Origin of the sequence: Nocardioides sp. Iso805N (genome assembly GCF_000364605.1) — a bacterium.
Taxonomy (GTDB): domain Bacteria; phylum Actinomycetota; class Actinomycetes; order Propionibacteriales; family Nocardioidaceae; genus Nocardioides.
Map to the genome: position 1 here is coordinate 247,332 of NZ_KB822579.1, position 23,031 is coordinate 270,362.

Sequence of the window (23,031 nt, forward strand, 5' to 3'; positions counted from 1 at the left end):
GAGCGCATCGCCTCAGTGGCGGGTCGCCTCCAGGCTGTCCCGAGCGGCCTGGGCGACCGCCTCCGCGGTGAAGCCGAACTCCTTGAAGATGCGCGCCCCATCGGCGCTGGCGCCGTAGTGCTCGAGGCTGACCATGCGCCCGTTATCCCCGACGTACTCGCGCCAACCCTGGCGGATGCCGGCCTCGACGCTGACCCGCGCCTTGACGCCCGGCAGCAGGACCTGGTCGCGGTAGGCCTGGGTCTGCTCCTCGAACCACTCCACCGACGGCATCGAGACGACGCGGGCACGGATGCCCTCGGCAAGGAGCTGCTCGCGGGCGGCGACCGCCAGCTGCACCTCGGAGCCGGTGCCGATCAGGATGACGTCCGGCTCGCCGCCCTCGGCGTCGATCAGGACGTAGGCGCCCTTGCCCACGTGCTCGGTGCTGGCGAAGCCCTGCTCGCCACGCGGGAAGGTGGGAAGGTTCTGCCGGCTGAGGATCAGGCCGGCCGGCCGGTCGGTGTTCTTGAGGACCTGCAGCCATGCGGCGGCGGTCTCGTTGGCGTCGGCCGGACGGACGATGTCGAGCCCCGGGATCGCTCGCAGCGCCCAGAGGTGCTCGACCGGCTGGTGCGTCGGGCCGTCCTCGCCGAGGCCGACCGAGTCGTGCGTCCAGACCCAGATCGACGGCGCCTTCATCAGCGCACCGACGCGGACAGCCCCGCGCATGTAGTCCGAGAACTGCAGGAAGGTGCCGCCGAACGCGCGCGTGCCACCGTGAACGGCGATGCCGTTGATGATGGCGCCCATGCCGTGCTCACGGATACCGAAGTGCAGCACGCGGCCCTGGTAGGGATCGCCGTCCCAGTCGTGGGTGGAGCGGTTGGCCGGGATGAACGACTTCGCGCCCGAGATGGTGGTGTTGTTCGAGCCGGCGAGGTCGGCCGAGCCACCCCAGAGCTCGGGCATGATGTCGGCGATGGCGTTGATCACCTTGCCGGAGGCGGCGCGGGTGGCAACGCCCTTCGCGTCGGCCGGGAAGACCGGCAGGGCGGCCTCGAGGCCCTCGGGAAGCGAACGTGTCTTGAGCCGGTCGAGGATCGCGACCTGCTCCGGGTTGGCATCTGCCCAGGCGGCGTACTTCTCCGACCAGGCTGCCTCCAGCTCCTTGCCGCGGGCGTGCAGGGCTCGGGTGTGCTCCAGCACGTCGGCGGGCACGACGAAGCTCTCCTCGGGGTCGAAGCCGAGCACCTTCTTGGTGGCGGCGACCTCGTCGGCGCCGAGCGCGCTGCCGTGCGCGGCCTCCGTGTTCTGCGCGTGGGGCGCAGGCCAGGCGAGGATCGTGCGGAGCACGATCAGGCTCGGCTGGTCGGTGACGGCCTCGGCGGCCTGGATGGCCGCGTAGAGCCCGGGCACGTCCTCGTGGTACTTCGCCCCGTCGGCGTGGTCGCCGCCGTGCAGCCAGTCGACGATCTGGACGTGCCAGCCGTAGGCCTCGTAACGCTTGGCGACGTCCTCGGTGAACGCGACGTCGGTGTTGCCCTCGATCGAGATCTTGTTGGCGTCGTAGATCAGGGTGAGGTTGCCCAGCTCCTGGGTGCCGGCGAGGGACGAGGCTTCGCCGCTGACGCCCTCCTCCAGGTCGCCGTCGGAGGCGATGGCGTAGATGTGGTGGTCGAACAGCGACTCACCCGGAGCAGCCTTGGGGTCCAGCAGGCCGCGCTCACGACGGGCGGCCATCGCCATGCCGACGGCGTTGCCGACACCCTGGCCCAGCGGGCCCGTGGTGACCTCGACGCCGGCGGTGTGGCCGAACTCGGGGTGACCCGGGGTCTTGCTGCCCCAGGTCCGCAGGCTTTCGATGTCCTCGATCTCGAGGCCGAAGCCACCGAGGAAGAGCTGGAGGTAGAGCGTGATGGAGCTGTGCCCACAGGAAAGGACGAAGCGGTCGCGACCCAGCCAGGACGGATCGGCCGGGTTGTGCTTCATCACCTTCTGGAAGAGCAAGTACGCCGCGGGCGCCAAGCTCATGGCGGTTCCGGGATGGCCGTTACCCACCTTCTGCACGGCGTCCATCGCCAAGACCCGGATGGTGTCCACGGCCTTCTTGTCGAGGTCGGTCCACTCAAGTTCAGGTGTTGCAGTCACGGGAGTCCTCTCTGAGACGTACGGCGAATCCGAGCCTACTCATCCCGAGGGTTAGACTCACACCCGCTGTCTTGCGACGGCACCAGTCAGACGACTGATGTTCCACCAAGAGTTGAGGAAGTCCGTGACGTACGTCGGTGAGCGAACCCCGGGACTGAGCACTCAGGAGATCGACTCCCGGCGAGCGACCCTCAAGGATGTGGTGGCCGCCTACGTCGGCCTGACCAAGCCCCGCGTCATCGAGCTGCTCCTGCTGACGACGGTGCCGGTGATGTTCTTCGCCGCCCGTGGCGTGCCGGGCCTGGGCCTGGTGGTCGCCACCGTCATCGGCGGCACGCTCTCGGCGGGTTCGGCATCGGTGTTCAACTGCGTCTACGACCGCGACATCGACGAGCAGATGCGGCGCACCCGGCGCCGGGCGCTGCCACGCCACATCGTCTCCCCGGGCGCTGCGCTGGTCTTCGGTGTGGCGCTGGCGGTGCTCTCCACCGCGATCCTCGCGATCTGGGTCAACACGCTGTCGGCGGCGCTCTCGTTGGGAGCCAACGCGTTCTACGTGTTCGTCTACACGATGCTGCTCAAGCGGCGCACCACCCAGAACATCGTCTGGGGCGGCATCGCAGGCTGCTTCCCCGCGATGATCGGCTGGACGGCGGTGACGAATCAGCTGTCCTGGGCGCCGGTGATCCTCTTCCTGGTGGTCTTCTTCTGGACCCCACCGCACACCTGGGCGCTCGCGTTGCGCTACCGCGAGGACTACGCCAACGTCGACGTGCCGATGCTGCCGGTGGTCAAGCCCGCCCGCGAGGTAGGGCGACAGATCGTGCTCTACAGCTGGGTGATGGTGGCGGTGTCGCTGTCGCTGTGGCCGATCGCCTCGACGGGCTGGTTCTACCCTGTCGCCGCGGCGGTGCTGGGTGCGATCTTCCTGATCCAGGCGCACCGCATGCACGCTCGCACCCGCGGCACCGAGGATCTCTCCGTGATTCAGCCGATGCACCTGTTCCACAGCAGCAACCTCTACCTCTCGCTTTTGTTCGTCGCCGTCGCCGTGGACCCGCTGATCTCGCGTTGATTCGGGCCCGCGTCCCCGTTGATTGATGGTCCGGTCCGGTCCGGACGAGACGGGGATGCGTCACCACCGCCGGGGCGAGTACGACGCCGCGAGGGCATCCCTGAGCTCCCTGATCCAGCGGTCCCTGTTGGCGCCCGCGAAGTCACCGTTGCGGATCACGATCACGATCCAGCCGTTGGCCCGCAGCCAGGCGCGGCGCTCCGCGTCGTGACGACGCTGCTCGTCGGTCGTAGCGTGGAAGTCGATGCCGTCGTACTCGATGCAGATCCGCCGACGGCGGTACGCGAAGTCGAGGCGGTAGGTCGGCACCCCGTCGATCTCGATCCACACCTGTGGTTCGGGCATCGGGAGATGGGCGTCGTGGATCTCCAGCCACGTCCATGACTCGCGTGGCGACTCCATCCGCGCGTCCACCAGCTCGAGCAGCTCCCTGAGCTGCACCACGCCCCGACGGCGCCTGAAGCGCGGAAGCATCGCCCGTAGATCCTCTGCCGTGATGCCGTGGAGGCGAGCGAACCCGTTGAGCGCCGCCATGGCCTCGCGCCTGCGTAGGTTGCAGCCGAGATCCAGCGCGGTCCTGCCGGGCGTGGTCACCCGCAGGCCGTCGATCGTCATCACGTCCTCGTCGCGCAGATCGCGCGTCCGGCCACGTACGTCGTGGCGCTGTGTCGGGCAGTGCCCCCGCAACACGCAGGTCTCGGTCGGCGGGAGTTCTTCGAGCTCGACGAAGGTCAGTGTCTCGACGCCATGGATCGCGGCAGCAGTGCGATCCACCGCGACATGTCCGTCGGAGACCACCAGGGCCACAGCGGCGGCGCGCAGGGCCACGGTGTCCTCGACGTCGGCACGCACGAACGCCTCGCGCACGACGGCGCGGATGAGGCCGTCGCGCACGAGCGCGTAGAACTCTCGGCGTGTGACGCCCTGCGCGAGCACCTGGTCGCGGCGGAAAGGAGTGTCGGGCAGAGCGAGGGCGGAGGTCTCTGTCATGCCCGACAGCGTGCGTCGGGTGGCCGGCGGCGTACAGGCGGCTCGTCAGGCCTGTGGAAGAGGCTTCATCCAAGGCATCCTGTGGACGGATCCAGCGCTTGTTCGGCTCAGGCGGAACCGACGAACGGACCCATCACTCAACCGGGACGGACCCATCACTCAACCGGGACGGACCCATCAGTCGACGGGTGGGCGACGGCGAGCAGCACCCAGGTCACGGCAGCCGAGATCAGTGCAGCGCCGAACATGTGGAACATCACCAGCACGATGGGGAGATCGGTGAAGTACTGCACCCATCCGATCGCACCCTGTGCGAGCTCGATGGCGAACAGCACCCACACCGCCCGCCGTACGGCGTAGGGCGCCTTGAAGGCGTGCACAGCGAAGAGCAGGCCGATCGTGAGTCCGATCAGCAGGCAGACCAGGTCCGCGTGCAGCTGGGAGAACTGCAGCGCCGAGAGACCGTTGCGAGGAGCGTTCGGATCGCCGGCGTGGGGGCCGGCACCGGTCACGACCGTGCCGGCGTACAGGACCAGCCAGGCGACCGCGAAGGTCGCCCAGGCGAGCCAGGACGTCGGTCCGGAGACAGCAGCCGTCGCTCCCACGTAGATCCGCCACAGCAGCAGCACGGCGAGGCCGATGATCGCCATCGAGGAGACCAGGTGCACCGAGACCACCCAGGGGTTGAGGTCGGTGAGCACGGAGATGCCGCCGATCACCGCCTGGGCGGGGATGCCACCCAGGATCAGCAGGGCGATCCAGCGCAGGTCACGCCGGCGCGTCTGCCAGGCCGCGACCATCGTCGCGACCGCGACCACCACCAGCACGAAGGTCAGCATCCGGTTCGAGAACTCGATCGCCGAGTGGATGTTCAGCTCGTCGCGCGGCGTGAAGTCTCCGGGATGGCACTCCGGCCACGTCGAGCAGCCGAGGCCGGATCCGGTCAGCCGCACCGCTCCGCCGGTCACCACCAGCAGGATGTTGACCGCGAGGGTCGTCCAGGCGAGCCCGCGCATCCAGGGCGCGAGCGAGAGCCGCTCGCGCAGGCTCGGCGCAGCGGTCGGGGTGGCGGCAGGTGGCACGTCGGTCATTCCCACTTGAAGGTCCTTGCGGTCAGTACGGTGCCGACCACGGCCCACACCGCGAGTACTCCGAGATCGCGCCAGGCGATGTCGGCATCGAGGAAGGCGCTGCGCATGGCTTCGCCGAGGGCTCCCGAAGGCAGCCAGCGCGCGACGTCGCCGAACGAACCGTAGGCGCTGATCGGCAGCACCACCGCACCGCCCGCCATCAGCAACAGGTAGATCAGGTTCGCGGCGGCCAGGGTGGCCTCGGCACGCAGTGTGCCCGCCACGAGCAGCCCGAGGGCCGCGAAGGCCGCGGTCCCGAGCCCGACGGCCAGGAAGGCGCCGATCGCGCCGGCGCGCGGTGTCCAGCCGAGGGCCTGCCCGACGGCACCGATCACGATGATCTGCACCAGCTGCACGGCCAGCAGCGCCAGGATCTTGCCCAGCAGCAGTCCCGAGCGAGGCAGCGGGGAGGCACCGAGGCGCTTGATCACGCCGTAGCGGCGCTCGAATCCGGTAGCGATCGCCAGCGAGGTGAACGACGTCGACATCACGGCGAGTGCGATCACACCGGGGGTGAAGATGTCGACCAGCGGCCGGGGATCGGTGAGCTTGAGGTCGAGGTGCTCGCCGGCGGTGACGCCGCCCACCAGGATCAGCACCGGGATCACGACGGCAAGCAGCAGCTGCTCGCCGTTGCGCAGCATCAGCCGAGCCTCCATCGAGGCCTGGGCCAGCACCTGGCGGAAGAACGGCGCGCCGCCGGGGTGCGGGGTCAGGTCGAGCGCGGTGGCGTCGCGCAGGCTGGTGTCGAGCCGGGTCGAGGCGTCACTCATGGCCGATGCCCTTTCCGGTGAGCTCGAGGAAGACGTCCTCGAGGGTGCGGGAGCCGAAGCTCATCGAGCGAACGCCGACGCCGTACTCCTTGCTCCAATGGTCCACCGAGGTGCGCAGGGCCGCCTCGGCCTCGGCGGGCAGCTCCTGGTCGACCACCAGCCGCACGGTGGCCGATGAGCCACGTGTGAGCTCTTCGGGCGAGCCGGAGGTGATGAGCTGGCCGTGGTCGATGATGTGCACCTGGTCGGCCAGCTGCTCGGCCTCTTCGAGGTAGTGCGTGGTGAGTACGACGGTGACGCCAGACTCGCGCAGCTCGCCCAGCAGCTCCCAGGTGGTGCGCCGGGCAGCCGGGTCCATGCCGGCGGTCGGCTCGTCGACGAAGACGATCTCCGGCCGCCCGACGATCGCCATCGCCAGTCCGAGGCGCTGCTGCTGACCGCCGGAGAGTCGCCGGTACGGCGTTCGCCCGCACTCGTGCAGGCCCAGCCGCTCGGCGAGCGGCTCGACCGGGAGCGGGTCGGCATGGAGCCGCGCGATGTGCCGCAGCATCTCCATGGCGCGTGCGCCGCTCCAGGCGCCCTGGCCCTGCAGCATCACGCCGATGCGGGGGAGCAGCTCGCGCCGCTGGGCGACCGGGTCGAGGCCGAGGACGCGCACGGTGCCCGACTGCGGCTTGCGGTAGCCCTCGCAGGTCTCCAGCGTGGTGGTCTTGCCGGCACCGTTGGGGCCGAGCACAGCGGTGATGGAGCCTGCCTCGACGCTCAGCGAGAGTCCGTCGACGGCGGTCTTGGTGCCGTAGGTCATGCGCAGGTGGGAGACCTCGACAGCGGGTTGTGGCACCGCGCCAGTGTAAGGATCGGGGTGGTGAGGGACCGCTTTCGCGCGGCGCGCACATAGCCTGCGGTGTGGCGATCGTCTCATTGCATGACCCCCGCGAGGGCCGTCACGGCGAGGTTAGGGTCGCCTTCGTTGAAAGCACCCCCTCAATATCGTCACAATAGTGTTGTGAAATTCGACGAGGGTGCTGTGCGGGCCGATGCCGGCCGCGCCGAGGACCAGAACACGCGCCAGCGCGTGTCTCGGTCCATCCTCGTCGACGGGCCCTCCACCGCAGCCGCTCTCGCGGAGCGACTCGACCTGACGCCCGCCGCCGTACGCCGCCATCTCGACCAGCTGGTCGAGGACGGTGCCGTGGAGGCGCGGGAGCCGCGGTCGAGCGGCCACAAGGGCCGCGGCCGGCCGGCGAAGGTCTTCGCGCTCACCGAGCGCGGTCGTGAGGGTTTCGACCAGCAGTACGACGACCTGGCGGCCGAAGCGCTGCGCTTCCTGGCGGAGAGTGCGGGTGAGGAGGGGCTGCGAGCGTTCGCACGCAAGCGGGCCGACTTCATCCGTGAGGGCTTCGCTCGTTTGAGCACCACGCAGCCCGAGCTGAGTCCGGCGCAGGTGCTGGCCCAGGTCTTCACCGAGGCCGGCTACGTCGCAACGGTGCGTGGCCTGCCGGTCCAGGGTGGCCCGGTGGTGGGGGAGCAGCTGTGCCAGCAGCACTGCCCCGTCTCCCACGTCGCCCACGAGTTCCCGCAGCTGTGCGAGGCGGAGACCGCCGCGATCAGCGAGGTCCTCGGCACCCACGTCCAGCGCTTGGCGACGATCGCCCATGGCGACGGCGTCTGCACCACATGCATCCCGAGCACCAGCAACACCGGTAGTAACACTGAGAGGAAGCAGGTCACGGTATGACCTCGATCGAGGAGCTCAACCCCGAGCTGAAGGGCATCGGCAAGTACGAGTTCGGCTGGGCCGACCCGGACGTCGCCGGTTCCGGTGCGCAGCGCGGCCTCAACGACACCGTCGTGCGCGACATCAGTGCGAAGAAGAGCGAGCCGGAGTGGATGCTGGACCTGCGCCTGAAGGGCCTCAAGCTCTTCGGTCGCAAGCCGATGCCCACGTGGGGCTCGGACCTGTCGGGCATCGACTTCGACAACATCAAGTACTTCGTCCGATCCTCGGAGAAGCAGGCGGCGAGCTGGGACGACCTGCCCGAGGACATCAAGAACACCTACGACAAGCTCGGCATCCCGGAGGCGGAGAAGCAGCGCCTCGTCGCGGGCGTCGCGGCGCAGTACGAGTCCGAGGTCGTCTACCACTCGATCCGTGAGGACCTCGAGCAGCAGGGCGTCATCTTCGTCGACACCGACACCGCGCTCAAGCAGCACGAGGAGCTCTTCAAGGAGTACTTCGGCACGGTCATCCCGGTGGGCGACAACAAGTTCGCCGCGCTCAACACCTCGGTCTGGTCGGGCGGCTCGTTCATCTACGTTCCGAAGGGCGTGCGCGTCGACATCCCGCTGCAGGCCTACTTCCGGATCAACACCGAGAACATGGGCCAGTTCGAGCGGACGCTGATCATCGTCGACGAGGACGCCTACGTGCACTACGTCGAGGGTTGCACGGCGCCGATCTACTCCTCGGACTCGCTGCACTCGGCGGTCGTCGAGATCATCGTGAAGAAGGGCGGCCGCTGCCGCTACACGACCATCCAGAACTGGTCGAACAACGTCTACAACCTCGTCACCAAGCGGGCCGTCTGCGAGGCCGGCGCCACGATGGAGTGGGTCGACGGCAACATCGGCTCCAAGGTGACGATGAAGTACCCCGCCGTCTACCTCATGGGTGAGCACGCCAAGGGCGAGACGCTCTCGATCGCCTTCGCGGGCGAGGGCCAGCACCAGGACGCCGGCGCCAAGATGGTGCACGCGGCTCCGCACACCTCGAGCTCGATCCTGAGCAAGTCGGTGGCGCGCGGCGGTGGCCGTACGTCGTACCGCGGCCTGATCCAGGTCAACGAGGGCGCCTACGGCTCGAAGTCCAACGTCCTCTGCGACGCGCTGCTGGTCGACCAGATCAGCCGCTCGGACACCTACCCCTACGTCGACATCCGCGAGGACGACGTCTCCATGGGTCACGAGGCCAGCGTCTCGAAGGTCTCCGACGACCAGCTCTTCTACCTGATGAGCCGCGGCATGGGCCAGGACGAGGCGATGGCGATGATCGTGCGCGGCTTCGTCGAGCCGATCGCCAAGGAGCTCCCGATGGAGTACGCCCTCGAGCTCAACCGCCTTATCGAACTGCAGATGGAAGGAGCCGTCGGGTGACCTCCACCCTCGACTCGATCACCGATTCCCTGGAGCTGCGCCGAGCAGACGAGCGCGTCGACTCCCACCTCCACCCGGAGGGCAGCTTCAACCTCGAGGACCACCCGGTCCCGACTGGGCGCGAGGAGATCTGGCGGTTCACCCCGCTCAAGCGGCTCCGCGGTCTGTACGACGCTGCACCCTTCGGCGGCAAGCTCGACGTGGACGCACGGCTCCAGGACGGGGTGACCCTCACCGACGAGGTCGCCGACCTGATCGGGACCAGCGGCTTCGTGCCCACCGACCGGATCGCCGCCCGGGCGGCGGAGGCGACGCCGACCAGCACGCTGATCGAGATCGCCGCCGAGGCTGTCGTCGACGAGGCCGTGGTGATCGACGTGAGCGGCACCGGCATCGAGCCCGCCGTCGCCCAGCACGTGGTGGTCCGGGCGGGTGCCTTCTCCAAGGCGACGGTCGTCTTCCACTTCGAGGGCTCGGCCACGCTGGCCGACAACGTCGAGATCGTCGTCGGCGACGGCGCCCAGCTCACCGTCGTCAGCATCGACGACTGGGCCGACGACGCCGTGCGTGCCGGCCACCGGCACGTGCAGGTGGGCCGCGACGCCCAGTTCAAGCACGTCGACGTCACCTTCGGCGGCAACGTGGTCCGCAACGACACCGTCGCCGAGTACGCCGGCCCCGGCGGCACGGTGGAGATGCTCGGTCTCTACTTCGCCGACGCCGGCCAGCACATGGAGCACCGGCTCTTCGTCGACCACACCGCCCCCAAGACCAAGTCGCACGTCGTCTACAAGGGCGCGCTGCAGGGCGTGGGCGCGCACACCGTGTGGATCGGCAACGTCCTGATCCGCAAGGTCGCCGAGGGCATCGAGACCTACGAGGAGAACCGCAACCTGGTGCTCACCGATGGTGCCCAGGCCGACTCGGTCCCCAACCTGGAGATCGAGACGGGCGAGATCGAGGGCGCGGGCCACGCTTCCGCGACCGGCCGCTTCGACGACGAGCAGCTGTTCTACCTGCGCAGTCGCGGTGTCTCCGAGGCCGAGGCGCGCCGGTTGGTCGTGCACGGCTTCTTCAACGACCTCATCCGCCAGATCGGTGTGCCGGCGCTGGAGGAGAAGCTCACCGCCACCGTGGAGGCAGAGCTCGCCAAGAACGTACTGAACGAGAAGAAGGACACCATCTGATGAGCACCCTGGCGATCAAGGACCTGCAGGTCACGGTCGAGACCGAGGATGGCCCGAAGGAGATCCTCAAGGGCGTCACGCTCACCATCAACGACGGTGAGACGCACGCGATCATGGGTCCGAACGGCTCGGGCAAGTCGACCACCGCCTACTCCATCGCCGGCCACCCGAAGTACACCGTCACCGGTGGCTCGGTGACCCTCGACGGCAAGGACGTCCTGGCGATGTCGGTCGACGAGCGTGCCCAGGCGGGGCTCTTCCTGGCGATGCAGTACCCGGTCGAGGTCCCCGGCGTCTCGATGGCGAACTTCCTGCGTACGGCGAAGACCGCCCTCGACGGCGAGGCTCCCAAGCTGCGCACCTGGGTCAAGGACGTCAACGGCGCCCTGGACCGGATGAACCTGGACCCCGCCTTCTCGCAGCGCTCGGTCAACGAGGGCTTCTCCGGTGGCGAGAAGAAGCGCGCCGAGATCGCCCAGCTCGACCTGCTCGACCCGAAGGTCGCGATCCTCGACGAGATCGACTCCGGTCTGGACATCGACGCGCTGAAGGTCGTCTCGGACGGCATCAACAACTTCCGTGAGCGCCCGACCAAGGGTGTCCTGCTGATCACGCACTACACCCGCATCCTGCGCTACGTGCAGCCTGACTTCGTGCACGTCTTCGTCGACGGCCGGATCGCCGAGTCCGGTGGCCCGGAGCTCGCCGAGGAGCTCGAGGCCAACGGCTACGAGCGCTTCACCATGGCGGCGCGATAAGCGGCACTGCGCTGCGTTGTCGTCACTCGACGGCCCGCTTCGCTCAAAGGCCGCCTTCGCTCCTCCGCCTTGCTCAGCACCACTTCTCGCACCGCCAGAAAGGAAGTTCCCATGACCCAGTTGACCGGGCTTCTGCCTGAGCTGGAGATCGTCCGCAAGGACTTCCCGATCCTCGAGCGGACGTTCGACGGCGACCTGCCGCTGGTCTACCTCGATAGCGCCAACACCTCGCAGAAGCCGCAGATCGTGATCGACGCGATGGTCGACCACCTCGAGCGGCACAACGCCAACATCGCCCGGGCGATGCACCACCTGGGCGCCGAGGCGACCGAGGCGTTCGAGAACGGTCGCGACACGACGGCACGCTTCATCGGTGCGCCTGACCGTGACGAGGTGATCTTCACCAAGAACGCGTCGGAGGCGCTGAACCTGGTCGCCAACACGCTGGCGTGGGCGCGCCCCTCGACCGGCTCGGGGACCGATCTGAGCATCGGTGAGGGCGACGAGGTCGTCATCACCGAGCTCGAGCACCACTCCAACATCGTGCCGTGGCAGCTGCTCACCGAGCGCAAGGGCGCGAAGCTGCGCTGGTTCGGGCTGACCGACGACGGCCAGCTCGATCTGAGCAACATCGACGAGCTGATCAACGAGCGCACCAAGGTCGTGTCCTTGGCCTGGGTCTCCAACATGCTCGGGACGATCCTCCCGATCGCCGCGATCGCCCGCCGCGCGCACCAGGTGGGCGCGGTCGTGGTGGTGGACGCCTCGCAGGCGGCACCGCAGCTGCCGATCGACCTGGCAGCGATGCCGGTCGAGGAGCGGCCCGACTTCCTGGCCTTCACCGGCCACAAGACGGTCGGACCGACGGGTATCGGCGTGCTCTGGGGTCGCCGGGAGTTGCTCGAGCAGCTCCCGCCCTTCCTCGGTGGTGGGGAGATGATCGCCACCGTGCGGATGGAGGCCTCGACGTACGCGGGGATTCCCCACAAGTTCGAGGCCGGTACGCCGCCGATCGCCGAGGCGGTCGGACTCGGCGCCGCCCTGGAGTACCTCGCGCACATCGGCCTGGACGCGATCCACGCCCACGAGCAGGCGATCACCGGCTACGCGCTGCGCGGGCTGCAGACGGTCAAGGGGCTCAAGGTGCTCGGACCGCTCGACCCGGCGCTGCGCGGCGGCGCGATCTCCTTCGAGCTCGACGGCGTGCACCCGCACGATGTCGCGCAGGTGCTGGACTCGCGCGGCATCGCCGTGCGGGCCGGTCACCACTGCGCCAAGCCGGCGCACGCCAGGTTCGGTGTGCAGGCCTCGACCAGGATGTCGTCATACCTTTACACGACGCCGGGCGAGATCGACGCGCTGATCGAGGGCCTGGAATACACCCGCTCCTACTTCAAGTTGGACTGACCGTATGAGCCAAGACCTTGATGCGCTGTACCAGGAGATCATCCTGGACCACTACAAGAACCCCCACGGCAAGGGGCTGCGCGATGCCTTCGAAGCCGAGGTGCACCACGTCAACCCGACCTGTGGCGACGAGATCACGCTACGCGTGCACGTCGACGGCGGGACTGTCGCCGACGTGTCGTACGACGCGCTCGGCTGCTCGATCTCGCAGGCCTCGGCCTCGGTGCTCTACGACCTGGTCGTGGGCAAGCCCGTTGACGAGGCGATGGTCATCCAGGAGGAGTTCCTGCAGCTGATGCAGGGCAAGGGCACCGTCGAACCCGACGAGGAGGTGCTGGAGGACGGCATCGCCTTCGCCGGCGTCGCCAAGTTCCCTGCCCGCGTCAAGTGCGCACTGCTCTCGTGGATGGCCTGGAAGGACGCAACCGCCCGCGCCCTCAAGGAGGAGGACTGATGTCCGAGGAAACCCAGTTGGACCACATGACCAGCACCGTCGCCGAGGGTGCCACCCTGACGCTCGAAGACGTGTCCGAGGCGATGAAGGACGTCGTCGACCCCGAGCTCGGGATCAACGTCGTCGACCTGGGCCTGGTCTACGGCATCCACATCGAGGATCAGTCCCGCGTCGTGCTCGACATGACGCTGACCTCGGCCGCCTGCCCGTTGACCGACGTGATCACCGACCAGACGAACACCGCCCTCGAGGGCATGGTGAACGACGTCCACATCAACTGGGTGTGGATGCCGCCGTGGGGTCCGGACAAGATCACCGACGACGGTCGCGAGATGCTGCGGGCGCTCGGCTTCAACGTCTGAGGGACGCTGGCGTTCCGATCGTCGGTGACCCTGCGTCGCGAGGTCCCCGGTAAGACCGAATGACTATTCATTCGGTTTTGGGGTCACGGTGCTCGATGAGGAGCTCGCGCCGAAGGCGCCGATGAGCCGGTCGACGGCAGCCAACGCTGCAGCAACCGATACCGGGGCGACAGGCGCCGCCATTGCGGCGCGAAGTCCCTGCAGAGTCATCTGCAGGATGACCAGCTCCTCGGAGGTCGGTCGACGGCCGAGGCGCGCTCCGAGCGCGAGATGGAGATAGGTCTGCTCGCGCTGGTTGACCGCGGCGATCGTCCGGGCCGGTTCGAGCCGACCGGCGCAGGCCTCGCCGTGCGCGAGCTCCACGATGGCGTGCCAGCAGCGAGCTCCGTGGCGACGGCCGGGCGAGTCGGGGAGCCACGCAATCCGGGCGGGGTCGCGAGGAGGTACGGCGATGCGCCGCTCCTATCGGTCGACTTGCCGCCGATGGAGATGTCGAGGGGCAACAGAAAGTCATCATCCGGCCACAGATCGTCGTTCATACCTCCACACTGACGCAGATCCGCCGGCGACGACGCCCGCTATCCACAGGGCCTAGGCTGGCGCGGTGCCTGAGGTGCTCGTCGCGGTCTCGCGGATAGGTCGATGGATCGACAACTTCGCGACCCGTCACGGTGGGGCTTCCCTGGCCGTCGCGGACGGCGCGTTGACCGGATCTGCGCCGGACGGATCGACCTTCGTCGCGCGGTTGCCCTTCGATCGGGCGTACGCCGGAGCCGCCGACGCCGGCGCCTTCGCCGAGGCGGCCGTGCCGCCGGGGGACTGGGGCGTGCTGCTGGTGCGCAAGGGTGGCTTCGCGGTCGCGCGCCTCAACGGTGCGAGCGTGAGCGCGAGCAAGGTCGGCAAGCGCCATGTCCAGGGCCGGACGAAGGCGGGTGGCTGGAGCCAGCAGCGGTTCGCCCGCAGACGGGACAACCAGGCCCGGGTCGCGCTGGAGGCCGCCGACGAGCATGCGGCCCGGATCCTGGACGGCCTGGTCGGGCCCTTGGTCTACGGCGGCATCGACGAGGCCTGCCCCGAGGGCTCGATCCGGTTGCACGGCCACATCGCGGACCCGCGCCGCGACGTACTCGAGAAGGCGATCGCGGATGCTCAGGCGGCTCTCTTCACCGTCGAGAACGCGCCGAGCGACGCCTCCTGACGGTTGGCCGCTGCGGTCGTTGCCGCGTGGTGGCGCTTCCATCTGCGTGACATCGGTTAGCGTCCCGACCATGTGGCAGCCCGAGCCGGGGTGGCATCCGATGCCTGGCGGGATCAGCACGTCGACGGTAGGCGTCTGGCGCGCCTCCATCGGCGACCGCGCCGTGGTGATCAAGCGGCTCGCCTCGCCGGCCCACTACGATCCGCCCGAGCTCAGCGATCCGAGACACTTCGCCTACTGGCGGCGTGAGGCCGACGTGGCGAGCTATCGACTGCTGGACGGCGTGCCCGGCGTCGCTCTGACGCCGACCGAGGTGCACGAGGACGGCGAGGGCATCACCCTGATCTCGGACTGGGTGGAGGACGCGGCCAACGCCGGTCTGTTCGCCGTACATGCGCTCGGGCGGTTCGCCGGCGCGGACCTTGCCCATGTTCGCTGGCTCGCCCGCAACCAGCTCCGCGACCGGCTCGCGCGCGTCGACCGGCGGGGTGGCTGGCCGACGCTGGAGCGGACCACGGTGGCCGACGTGGCCCATGAGCTGTGGCGCCGCCGCGCGACCCACCTCGACGAGCTCGACGCACTGCCCCAGGTCGCTCAGCACGGCGACCCGACGCCGGCCAACCTGCCCGGGCGTGATGGCGATCTGCTGGTCGCGCTGGACTGGGCCTGTCTCGGATACGGCGCTGCGGGGGCCGACCTCGGCCTGTACCTCCTGCCCGCCCGGGAGGAGTTCGAGCCGCTGCTCGACGCGTACCTACTCGGTCTTCCCGAGGGGGTAGCTACTCGGGCGCAGGTCACGCGTGCCGCTCAGATCACGGCCGTGTACACCGCGCTGACCCGGGCCGAGTGGGCCTTGGCGAGGGTGGCGGGCGGCGAGGGCGCGCTGCTGGCGAAGTTCCGCCATCCGGCCGTGGCACCGCACCTGCGGGCGCTGCAGCGGCAGTTCTCCGCGATCGAGGCGCTGCTGGAAGGTTGAGAGGTCACCTTCGGCGCACCGAGTGTCCGCGTCGTCGGACACTCAACCCGCAGGACGTGACCTCTCAGTCCAGGCTGCGGGCGGAGAACGTGTCGCAGGCGGAGATGTCGTCGTTCGCCTGCATGCCGGTGGCGAACCAGTGCTGTCGCTCGGCCGAGGAGCCATGGGTCCACTGGTCCGGGTTGACAGCGCCGCCGGAGCGCTGCTGGATGTAGTCGTCGCCGACCTCCTTGGCGGCGGTGATGCCCTGCGCGATGTCGTCGGCGGTGACGTCCTCGATCAAGGCGTTCCCCTCGGCATCGGGCGTGGTCTCGGCATCGTGTGCCCACATCCCGGCGTAGCAGTCGGCCTGCAGCTCCAGCCGCACCGAGTCGCTCTTCTTGCCCTGCTGGGTCTTGACCTTGCTCATCGTGCCGAGCAGGTCCTGGATGTGGTGGCCGTACTCGTGCGCGATCACGTAGGCGCGCACGAACGGGGTGGCGGTCCCGCCCAGCTGCTTGAAGATCGTGTCGTAGAAGGCGGTGTCCAGGTAGATGGTCTGGTCAGCCGAGCAGTAGAACGGTCCGACGTCGGTGGTGGCGTTGCCGCAGCCGCCCGTAGAGACCGAGCCGTGGAAGACGCGGATCGCGCGCTCGGGCTGGAACACGTCGGCGACCTGCGCCTGGTTCTTCCAGTAGTCGGTCAGGGAGTTCTCGACGGCCACCAGCGCACACTCGTCGGAGTTGTTCGCGTCCTCACCGGTCTTGCAGGTGGCGTAGTCGAAGGCCTGACCCGACAGCCCGACCGAGCTGTCGGCGAACGCGGAGTCGGAGAGGGCGCCGCCGGCGTCACCGCCGCCCAGATTGCTCACCACGAGGTAGATGATCACCGCGACGATCAGGCCGCCGATCCCACCGCCCGCCTTGCCGATCGGGATCGGGAAGCCGCCCCCGCCCGTACCGCCTCCGCTCCCGCCGACATCCTGGGTACGGCTCGCATCGAGACGTGCCTTGGCGTTGAAGCGCATCTGTCCCCCCATGAGACTCGCCGAATACGAGGGCAGGTGCCCAGCGCCTTAGACTAGTGAACCTCATGATCACCGCCCAGAACCTCGAGGTACGCGTGGGCGCGCGCCTCCTCATGGAGAACGTCAGCTTCCGCGTCGGGCCGGGTGACAAGGTCGGTCTGGTCGGCCGCAACGGCGCCGGCAAGACCACCTTGACCAAGGTGCTGGCCGGCGATGTGCTGCCCGCCGGCGGCGAGGTCGTCAACTCCGGCGAGCTGGGCTACCTGCCCCAGGACCCGCGCGTGGGTGACCCCGAAATGCTGGTCAAGGACCGCATCCTGTCCGCCCGCGGGCTGGACGTCGCCGTACGCCGGATGCGGGAGGCGGAGATCGAGATGGGCTCCGAGGACCCCAACCGCCGCGAGAAGGCGATGCGCAAGTACCAGCGGGCGCATGACCTGCTTGACGCCGGTGGCGGCTATGCCGCCGAGTCCGAGGCGCTGCAGATGGCGCAGTCACTGGGCATCCCCGACCGCCTGATCAACCAACCGCTCGGCACCCTGTCCGGCGGTCAGCGCCGCCGAGTCGAGCTGGCCCGGATCCTGTTCTCCAGCGCCGAGGTGCTGATCCTCGACGAGCCGACCAACCACCTCGATGCCGACTCGATCGTGTGGCTGCGCGACTGGATGAAGTCCTACAGGGGCGGGTTCATCGTGATCAGCCACGACAACGACCTGCTCGAGCAGACGGTCAACCGCGTCCTCCACCTCGACGCGAACCGCGCCGTGATCGACGTCTACAACATGGGCTGGAAGAACTACCTGACCCAGCGCGAGACAGACGAGGCCCGGCGCAAGCGGGAGCTGCTCAACGCCACCAACAAGGCCAAGACGCTCACCGACCAGGCCAACAAGATGCGCGCGAAGGCATCCAAGGCCACGGCCGCGCAGTCGATGCTCAAGCGTGCCGAGCGGCTGCTGGAGGGCGTCGAGGGCGAGCGCCAGGCCGACAAGGTGGCGGCGATCAAGTTCCCGACCCCGGCGCCCTGCGGCAAGACCCCGCTCACGGCAGAGGGTCTGTCCAAGTCCTACGGCGCTCTCGAGGTCTTCACCGCCGTCGACCTGGCCATCGACAAGGGCTCCCGGGTGGTCATCCTGGGCCTCAACGGTGCCGGCAAGACCACGCTGCTGCGCATCCTCGGCGGGGTGGACAAGCCCGACACCGGCATGGTGGTTCCGGGGCACGGGCTCAAGCTCGGCTACTACGCCCAGGAGCACGAGACCCTCGACGTGAGCCGATCGGTGCTGGAGAACATGCAGTACGCCGCGCCGCAGCTCACCGACACCGAGGCGCGCTCCGTGCTCGGCTCGTTCCTCTTCACCGGCGAGGACGCGCACAAGCCGGCGGGCGTGCTCTCCGGTGGCGAGAAGACCCGGCTGGCTCTGGCGTCGCTGGTGGTCAGCCAGGCGAACGTGCTGCTGCTCGACGAGCCGACCAACAACCTCGACCCGGCCTCCCGCGAGGAGGTGCTGAACGCGATCCGGCGCTACGAGGGCGCGATCATCCTGGTCACCCACGACGAGGGCGCCGTGCACGCGCTCGAGCCGGACCGCGTACTGCTGCTGCCCGACGGCGTCGAGGATCTCTGGAACGTCGACTACGCGGACCTCGTCTCGCTCGCCTGAGGTCGGTCGCGATGGCGGGGAACCTGGGGATGGGCGGTGCCTACCGCAACCTGCGCTCGGACCGGGAGGTGCTCGGGCAGCGCCTGGAGCGCGGCACCGTACGCCGCGTGCTGGAGTTCGCCGGCCCGCACCGCAAGTTGATCTCGGTCTTCCTGGCGCTGATGGTCGTGGACGCCGGGCTGGTCGTGATCACGCCGCTGCTGACCAAGCGGGTGGTCGATGACGGCATCCTGCACGGCGACGTGTCCCTCGTCTGGTGGCTGGCCGCCGCGATGGCGGTGGTGGCGATCGTCGATGCGGCGCTCGGCATCGGCAGCGGCTACCTCTCCTCCCGGATCGGCGAGGGGCTGATCTTCGATCTGCGTACCAAGGTCTTCGCCCATGTACAGCGGCAGTCGCTGGCGTTCTTCACCCGCACCCAGACCGGCGCGCTGGTCAGTCGGCTGAACAACGACGTGATCGGTGCGCAGCGGGCCTTCACCTCGACGCTGTCGAACACCGTGGCCAACCTGATCTCGGTGCTGGTCGTCGGCGCCACCATGTTCACCCTGAGCTGGCAGGTCACGTTGCTGTGCCTGCTGCTCTTCCCGATCCTGCTCGTCACCTCGCGCTGGGTCGGCGCGCAGCTCGCCGGGTTGACCCGCGAGCAGATGAACGGCAACGCCGATCTCGGCAACGCCATGACGGAGCGGTTCAACGTCGGTGGCGCGATGCTGCTCAAGCTCTTCGGACGACGCGACGAGGAGGACGTGCACTTCGCGTCGAAGGCCGGGGTCGTGCGTGACGTCGGCGTACGGATCGCGTTGCTGACCCGCGTCTTCACGGTGGCGATGCAGCTGGTCCCGGCGCTCGCCACCGCGCTCGTGTACGGCGTGGGTGGGTGGCTGGTGATCCGCGGCCACTTCTCGCTGGGCACGTTGACCGCTCTCGGCCTGCTGCTGGTCCGGCTGCTCGGCCCGCTGCAGAGCCTGTCCAACGCCCGGATCGACGTGATGACCGCGCTGGTCAGCTTCGAGCGGGTCTTCGAGGTGCTCGACCTGCCCTCGTTGATCCAGGAGACGCCGGACGCGGTGGTGCTGCCGCGCAACGCGGCCAGCCTCGAGTTCGACCACGTCGCCTTCACCTATCCGCGGGCGGACGAGATCTCGCTGGCCTCTCTGGAGAGCGTGGCCCGTGCCGAGCCGCGCTCGACCGCCGAGGTGCTGCACAACATCACGTTCAGCGCCCGGCCCGGGCAGATGATCGCGCTGGTCGGTCCTTCGGGCGCCGGCAAGACGACGGTCACCCACCTGGTCGCGCGGCTCTACGACGTCACCGGCGGTGCCGTGCGGGTCGGCGGCCACGACGTCCGCGACGTATCGCTGCAGTCGCTGGAGGACGCCGTCGGCTACGTCACCCAGGACGCCCACATGTTCCACGACACCGTGCGCGCCAACCTGCTCTACGCCCGTCCACAGGCCAGCGAGCGAGACATCTGGGAAGCGCTGGCCGCCGCCCAGATCGACACCCTGGTCGCGAGCCTGCCCGACGGTCTGGACACGGTCGTCGGCGACCCGCGATACCCCCGCTCCGGCGGAAAGCGCCAGCGATCGTGGTCCTTGACGAAGCGACGGCGCACTTGGACAGCGAGTCCGAGGCGGCCGTGCAGCGGGCGCTCGACGCCGCCCTGGCCGAGCGCACCTCGCTGGTCATCGCGCACCGCCTCTCCACCGTCCGCGACGCCGACACCATCTTGGTCGTCGAGGACGGCCGGATCGTGCAGTCAGGCACGCACGAGCAGCTGCTCGCCTCGGGTGGGCTGTATGCGGACCTCTACCGCACGCAGTTCGCCGATCAGTTGTCGCGGGACTGAGCGCCCCGACTCGAGCGTTCCACGCTCTGCCCGAACGCCTTGGTCCGGTTCTCCTCGTCGCGTGCCCGGGCCGCGGCGTAGGCGGCGGCGAGGGCCTGCCGGCGGGCGTTCTTGTCGTCACGGCGGGCCTTGCGCTCCCGCCCGACCGAGGAGCGCGCGGCGACGGGGACGGGGCGAGCGCGGGTGCCCGCGACCGCGCCGGCCGGCGCAGCGTCGGTCGCACCGTCGGTCGCACCGTCGGTCGCACCGTCGGCCTCGGCTGCCTCGTCCTCCGGGCGGCGCAGGTAGAGCCGGCGCTCGTCGTACATGAGGTAGAAGAACCCGACGACCGCGAGGATGCCGAAGAACCACCACTGCAGCGCATAGAAGAAGTGCGGCCCGTTGCTGAGGTCGGGCTCGTCGTTGGGCGAGAGCGCTGTCGCCGGCTTCGGCGACTCCGACTGCACGATGACGAAACCATCGTCCAGGGTGCGCCCGATCGCCGGTCCGATGGTGGCGCTGGAGATCGCACGGGTGCCGAGCGCGCTGACGCGGGTCGAGTCCCCGGTCGCGTCGGCCCGCACCCAGCCGACCACCGTCACCTGGCCACTCGGCGGCGCCGGGATCGGGACCGGGTGGTTGTCCTGGTCGGTGGAGGCGAGCCAGCCGCGGTCGACCAGGACGCCGGTGCCGTCCGCGGTGATCAGCGGTACGACGACGTCGATCCCGGACTCGCTGTGGTCGTTGGTGCGATAGCGCCACGTGATGGTGTGCGCCACGTCGTAGGTGCCGGTGGCGGTGACCCGCTTCCACTCCGTGTTGCTGCTGACCTGCTTGCCCGGGGCCAGCACCTCGGCGACCGGCTCGGGGGCCTGCTTCAGGTTGGCGCTGATGATCGCGTTGCCGTGGTGCTTGTCCTGCAGCCGGCCCCACTGCCACTCACCCAGCCACCAGGTGCCGTAGGCAAGGATTGCGACCGCGAGGGTGAACAGCGCCCAACGGCGGCTCAGCAGGAAGCGGAACGATCGCACCCCCCGAGGCTAACCGGCGGCCGGGGCGGGACCACGATCGGGATGCACCCGGCCTAGACTGGTGTGGTGCAGACGACACCTCTGGTGGACCGGTTCGGGCGGGTGGCGACCGATCTGCGCGTCTCCTTGACCGATCGGTGCAACCTCCGCTGCAGCTACTGCATGCCCGCAGAGGGCCTGGCCTGGCTGCCCGACGAGCGGGTTCTCAGCGACGACGAGGTGGTTCGCCTGATCGGCATCGGGGTGAGCCGGTTGGGGATCCGCGAGGTGCGGTTCACCGGCGGTGAGCCGCTCGTACGCCGAGGGCTGTCCGGCATCGTCGCCCGCACGCGCGCCCTGGACCCCGGCCTGGAGCTGTCGTTGACCACCAACGGGCTCGGCTTGGTCCGACTGGCGGGTCCGCTCGCCGAAGCCGGGCTCGACCGCGTCAACGTCTCGCTGGACTCGATCCGGCCGGAGACGTTCCACCGGATCACCCGGCGCGACCGGCTGCACGACGTACTCGAGGGGCTGCAGGCTGCCGCCGACGCTGGCCTCGGCCCGATCAAGGTCAACGCGGTCCTGCTGCGCGACGTCAACGACGACCAGGCGGCCGAGCTGTTGGCCTGGGCCGTCGAGCGCGGTTATGAGCTGCGCTTCATCGAGCAGATGCCGCTCGACGCCCAGCACGGCTGGACCCGCGAGTCGATGGTGACGGCGGAGGAGACGCTGGAGCGGCTGGAGAAGGAGTTCGTCCTGGCCCCGGCCGCAGAGCCGCGGGGGAGCGCGCCGGCCGAGCTCTTCACCGTCGATGGCGGCCCGGCGACGGTCGGCGTGATCGCCTCGGTGACGCGACCGTTCTGCGGCGACTGCGACCGCGTGCGGCTCACCGCGGACGGGCAGGTGCGCAACTGCCTCTTCGCCCGGGAGGAGTCCGACCTGCGCGCTGCGCTGCGCTCCGGTGTCCCCGATGCCGAGATCGCACGGCGGTGGGTTTCGGCGATGGCCGGAAAGCGAGCCGGCCACGGCATCGACGATCCGACGTTCCTCCAGCCCGACCGACCGATGTCGGCGATCGGCGGCTGACGACGTCCGCGTCAGCGGGGCTGCAGCGTCCCGTCGTGCGGTGCGGTCTCCTGCAGGAAACCCCGCGCGCTGAGGAACGATCCGAGCGAGTCCTTGTGCTCGTCGCACGCCAGCCAGATCTTGCGCCGGTCCGGGGTGTGGATCTTGGGGTTGTTCCAGGCGAGCGCCCGGGTCGCAGCTGCGCGGCAGCCCTTCGCCGAGCAGACGTCGGGCTCCATCAGGCGCGGTCCTCGTGGTGGGAATCGGGGTGGGAATCGGGATCGTCGTGGCGCAGCTCGTTCGCGTGGTAGGGCGTGTCGAGCAGGTCCATCGCCGTGGTGCCCTTGGTGTTGGCCGCATTGGCCATCACGACCGCGACGTAGGGCAGGAAGATCGCGGCCAGGATCAGCACCGGCCACAGCCACACGATGTGGTTGACGCCGGCGATGACGGCTCCGATGAAGCACGCCGTGCGGATCCCCATCGCCATCAGGTAGCGCTTCTGCCGGTGCGCGATGTCCACCTGTCGGCTCTCTGCCGCGGTGGTGATCCGGATCGGCTGCTCGTGCGCCCTGGCCATGCGTCGATCCTACGCCGGGCTCTCCGCCGCTCCCGACCCGGCTAGAGTCAGTGCATGACCAACCGCACCTACCGCGTGACCGAGATCGTCGGCTCCTCTCCCGAGGGCATCGACGCCGCCATCCGCAACGCCGTCGAGCGGGCCTCGAAGACGCTGCGCCACATCGACTGGTTCGAGGTGACCCAGGTCCGCGGCCAGGTGAAGGACGGCACCGTGGAGCACTTCCAGGTCGGGATCAAGCTCGGCTTCCGGCTCGAGGACGAGGCGTAGCCCACCCGTGGC

Annotated in this window: 23 protein-coding genes and 1 pseudogene; 14 read left to right on the top strand and 10 right to left on the bottom strand. The window is 69.1% G+C overall.

Features of this window, described 5'->3' with window-relative positions:
• Positions 1-12: 12 nt before the first annotated feature.
• The gene (gene tkt / locus H036_RS0113155) at positions 13-2,130 is read right to left on the bottom strand and encodes a transketolase (protein WP_026146028.1); all 2,118 of its coding nucleotides are present in this window, start codon (positions 2,128-2,130) and stop codon (positions 13-15) included.
• Positions 2,131-2,254: 124 nt separating this feature from the next.
• On the opposite strand from tkt, the gene H036_RS0113160 reads away from it, so the two are divergent.
• Positions 2,255-3,205 (top strand): heme o synthase, encoded by a 951-nt coding sequence (locus tag H036_RS0113160; RefSeq protein ID WP_017935256.1) that lies wholly within the window; start codon positions 2,255-2,257, stop codon positions 3,203-3,205.
• A 60-nt stretch (positions 3,206-3,265) separates the two neighbouring features.
• On the opposite strand, the gene H036_RS0113165 is transcribed toward H036_RS0113160, so the two are convergent.
• The 4 genes from H036_RS0113165 to H036_RS0113180 all read right to left on the bottom strand — a co-directional run bounded on the left by H036_RS0113165 (position 3,266) and on the right by H036_RS0113180 (position 6,939).
• A complete protein-coding gene (locus tag H036_RS0113165) occupies positions 3,266-4,195 on the bottom strand; it encodes a DUF559 domain-containing protein (protein WP_017935257.1) in 930 nt (309 codons plus the stop codon).
• Positions 4,196-4,350: 155 nt separating this feature from the next.
• Positions 4,351-5,286, bottom strand: coding sequence for a COX15/CtaA family protein (locus H036_RS0113170; protein WP_017935258.1), 936 nt, complete (start codon positions 5,284-5,286; stop codon positions 4,351-4,353).
• The gene (locus H036_RS0113175) at positions 5,283-6,098 is read right to left on the bottom strand and encodes an ABC transporter permease (RefSeq protein ID WP_017935259.1); all 816 of its coding nucleotides are present in this window, start codon (positions 6,096-6,098) and stop codon (positions 5,283-5,285) included. The genes H036_RS0113170 and H036_RS0113175 overlap by 4 nt, the downstream gene beginning before the upstream one ends.
• Positions 6,091-6,939, bottom strand: coding sequence for an ABC transporter ATP-binding protein (locus H036_RS0113180; protein ID WP_026146030.1), 849 nt, complete (start codon positions 6,937-6,939; stop codon positions 6,091-6,093). Before H036_RS0113180 ends, H036_RS0113175 begins: the two co-directional genes overlap by 8 nt.
• Before the next feature lie 165 nt (positions 6,940-7,104).
• Here H036_RS0113180 and H036_RS0113185 point away from each other — a divergent pair, with 165 nt between their 5' ends.
• The 7 genes from H036_RS0113185 (at position 7,105) to H036_RS0113215 (ending at position 13,419) form a co-directional block, all read left to right on the top strand.
• Entirely contained in the window at positions 7,105-7,836 is a 732-nt protein-coding gene (locus H036_RS0113185; RefSeq protein WP_026146031.1) for a helix-turn-helix transcriptional regulator, read from the top strand.
• A complete protein-coding gene (gene sufB, locus H036_RS0113190) occupies positions 7,833-9,251 on the top strand; it encodes a Fe-S cluster assembly protein SufB (RefSeq protein ID WP_017935262.1) in 1,419 nt (472 codons plus the stop codon). The genes H036_RS0113185 and sufB overlap by 4 nt, the downstream gene beginning before the upstream one ends.
• Positions 9,248-10,438 (top strand): Fe-S cluster assembly protein SufD, encoded by a 1,191-nt coding sequence (sufD, locus tag H036_RS0113195; protein ID WP_017935263.1) that lies wholly within the window; start codon positions 9,248-9,250, stop codon positions 10,436-10,438. Before sufB ends, sufD begins: the two co-directional genes overlap by 4 nt.
• Positions 10,438-11,196: a Fe-S cluster assembly ATPase SufC gene (sufC, locus tag H036_RS0113200; protein ID WP_017935264.1), complete on the top strand. Its 759-nt coding sequence runs from the start codon at positions 10,438-10,440 to the stop codon at positions 11,194-11,196. The genes sufD and sufC overlap by 1 nt, the downstream gene beginning before the upstream one ends.
• 111 nt (positions 11,197-11,307) lie before the next feature.
• Complete coding sequence (locus tag H036_RS0113205) at positions 11,308-12,603, top strand: cysteine desulfurase (RefSeq protein WP_017935265.1); 1,296 nt, start codon at positions 11,308-11,310, stop codon at positions 12,601-12,603.
• A 4-nt stretch (positions 12,604-12,607) separates the two neighbouring features.
• On the top strand, positions 12,608-13,057 hold the full coding sequence (gene sufU, locus H036_RS0113210; RefSeq protein WP_017935266.1) for a Fe-S cluster assembly sulfur transfer protein SufU: 450 nt from the start codon (positions 12,608-12,610) through the stop codon (positions 13,055-13,057).
• The gene (locus H036_RS0113215) at positions 13,057-13,419 is read left to right on the top strand and encodes a metal-sulfur cluster assembly factor (protein ID WP_017935267.1); all 363 of its coding nucleotides are present in this window, start codon (positions 13,057-13,059) and stop codon (positions 13,417-13,419) included. The genes sufU and H036_RS0113215 overlap by 1 nt, the downstream gene beginning before the upstream one ends.
• Positions 13,420-13,482: 63 nt before the next feature.
• Here the strand turns inward: H036_RS0113215 and H036_RS0113220 are convergent, their stop codons facing one another.
• A complete protein-coding gene (locus tag H036_RS0113220) occupies positions 13,483-13,782 on the bottom strand; it encodes a hypothetical protein (protein ID WP_017935268.1) in 300 nt (99 codons plus the stop codon).
• A 241-nt stretch (positions 13,783-14,023) separates the two neighbouring features.
• Between H036_RS0113220 and H036_RS0113225 the strand changes: the two genes are divergently transcribed.
• Entirely contained in the window at positions 14,024-14,617 is a 594-nt protein-coding gene (locus H036_RS0113225) for an acVLRF1 family peptidyl-tRNA hydrolase (RefSeq protein ID WP_017935269.1), read from the top strand.
• 70 nt (positions 14,618-14,687) lie between these two features.
• Positions 14,688-15,593: a hypothetical protein gene (locus tag H036_RS0113230; protein ID WP_017935270.1), complete on the top strand. Its 906-nt coding sequence runs from the start codon at positions 14,688-14,690 to the stop codon at positions 15,591-15,593.
• 64 nt (positions 15,594-15,657) lie between these two features.
• Here the strand turns inward: H036_RS0113230 and ypfJ are convergent, their stop codons facing one another.
• Positions 15,658-16,611: a KPN_02809 family neutral zinc metallopeptidase gene (gene ypfJ / locus H036_RS0113235; protein ID WP_232421863.1), complete on the bottom strand. Its 954-nt coding sequence runs from the start codon at positions 16,609-16,611 to the stop codon at positions 15,658-15,660.
• Positions 16,612-16,664: 53 nt separating this feature from the next.
• Here ypfJ and H036_RS0113240 point away from each other — a divergent pair, with 53 nt between their 5' ends.
• Positions 16,665-18,263, top strand: a complete 1,599-nt coding sequence (locus tag H036_RS0113240; protein WP_026146032.1) for an ABC-F family ATP-binding cassette domain-containing protein — start codon at positions 16,665-16,667, stop codon at positions 18,261-18,263.
• Between the two features lie 161 nt (positions 18,264-18,424).
• Positions 18,425-19,792: pseudogene (locus tag H036_RS0113245) on the top strand (ABC transporter ATP-binding protein); the annotation flags it as partial.
• A 304-nt stretch (positions 19,793-20,096) separates the two neighbouring features.
• Here the strand turns inward: H036_RS0113245 and H036_RS0113250 are convergent.
• A complete protein-coding gene (locus tag H036_RS0113250) occupies positions 20,097-21,125 on the bottom strand; it encodes an SURF1 family cytochrome oxidase biogenesis protein (RefSeq protein ID WP_017935277.1) in 1,029 nt (342 codons plus the stop codon).
• Positions 21,126-21,188: 63 nt separating this feature from the next.
• On the opposite strand from H036_RS0113250, the gene moaA reads away from it, so the two are divergent.
• Entirely contained in the window at positions 21,189-22,190 is a 1,002-nt protein-coding gene (gene moaA, locus H036_RS0113255; RefSeq protein ID WP_017935278.1) for a GTP 3',8-cyclase MoaA, read from the top strand.
• An 11-nt stretch (positions 22,191-22,201) separates the two neighbouring features.
• Here moaA and H036_RS0113260 read toward each other — a convergent pair whose 3' ends face one another.
• Both H036_RS0113260 and H036_RS22820 read right to left on the bottom strand, forming a co-directional pair.
• A complete protein-coding gene (locus H036_RS0113260) occupies positions 22,202-22,408 on the bottom strand; it encodes a hypothetical protein (protein ID WP_017935279.1) in 207 nt (68 codons plus the stop codon).
• A complete protein-coding gene (locus tag H036_RS22820; RefSeq protein WP_017935280.1) occupies positions 22,408-22,749 on the bottom strand; it encodes a DUF3099 domain-containing protein in 342 nt (113 codons plus the stop codon). Before H036_RS22820 ends, H036_RS0113260 begins: the two co-directional genes overlap by 1 nt.
• 54 nt (positions 22,750-22,803) lie before the next feature.
• Between H036_RS22820 and H036_RS0113270 the strand changes: the two genes are divergently transcribed.
• Positions 22,804-23,019 (top strand): dodecin, encoded by a 216-nt coding sequence (locus tag H036_RS0113270; protein WP_017935281.1) that lies wholly within the window; start codon positions 22,804-22,806, stop codon positions 23,017-23,019.
• Positions 23,020-23,031: the final 12 nt, after the last annotated feature.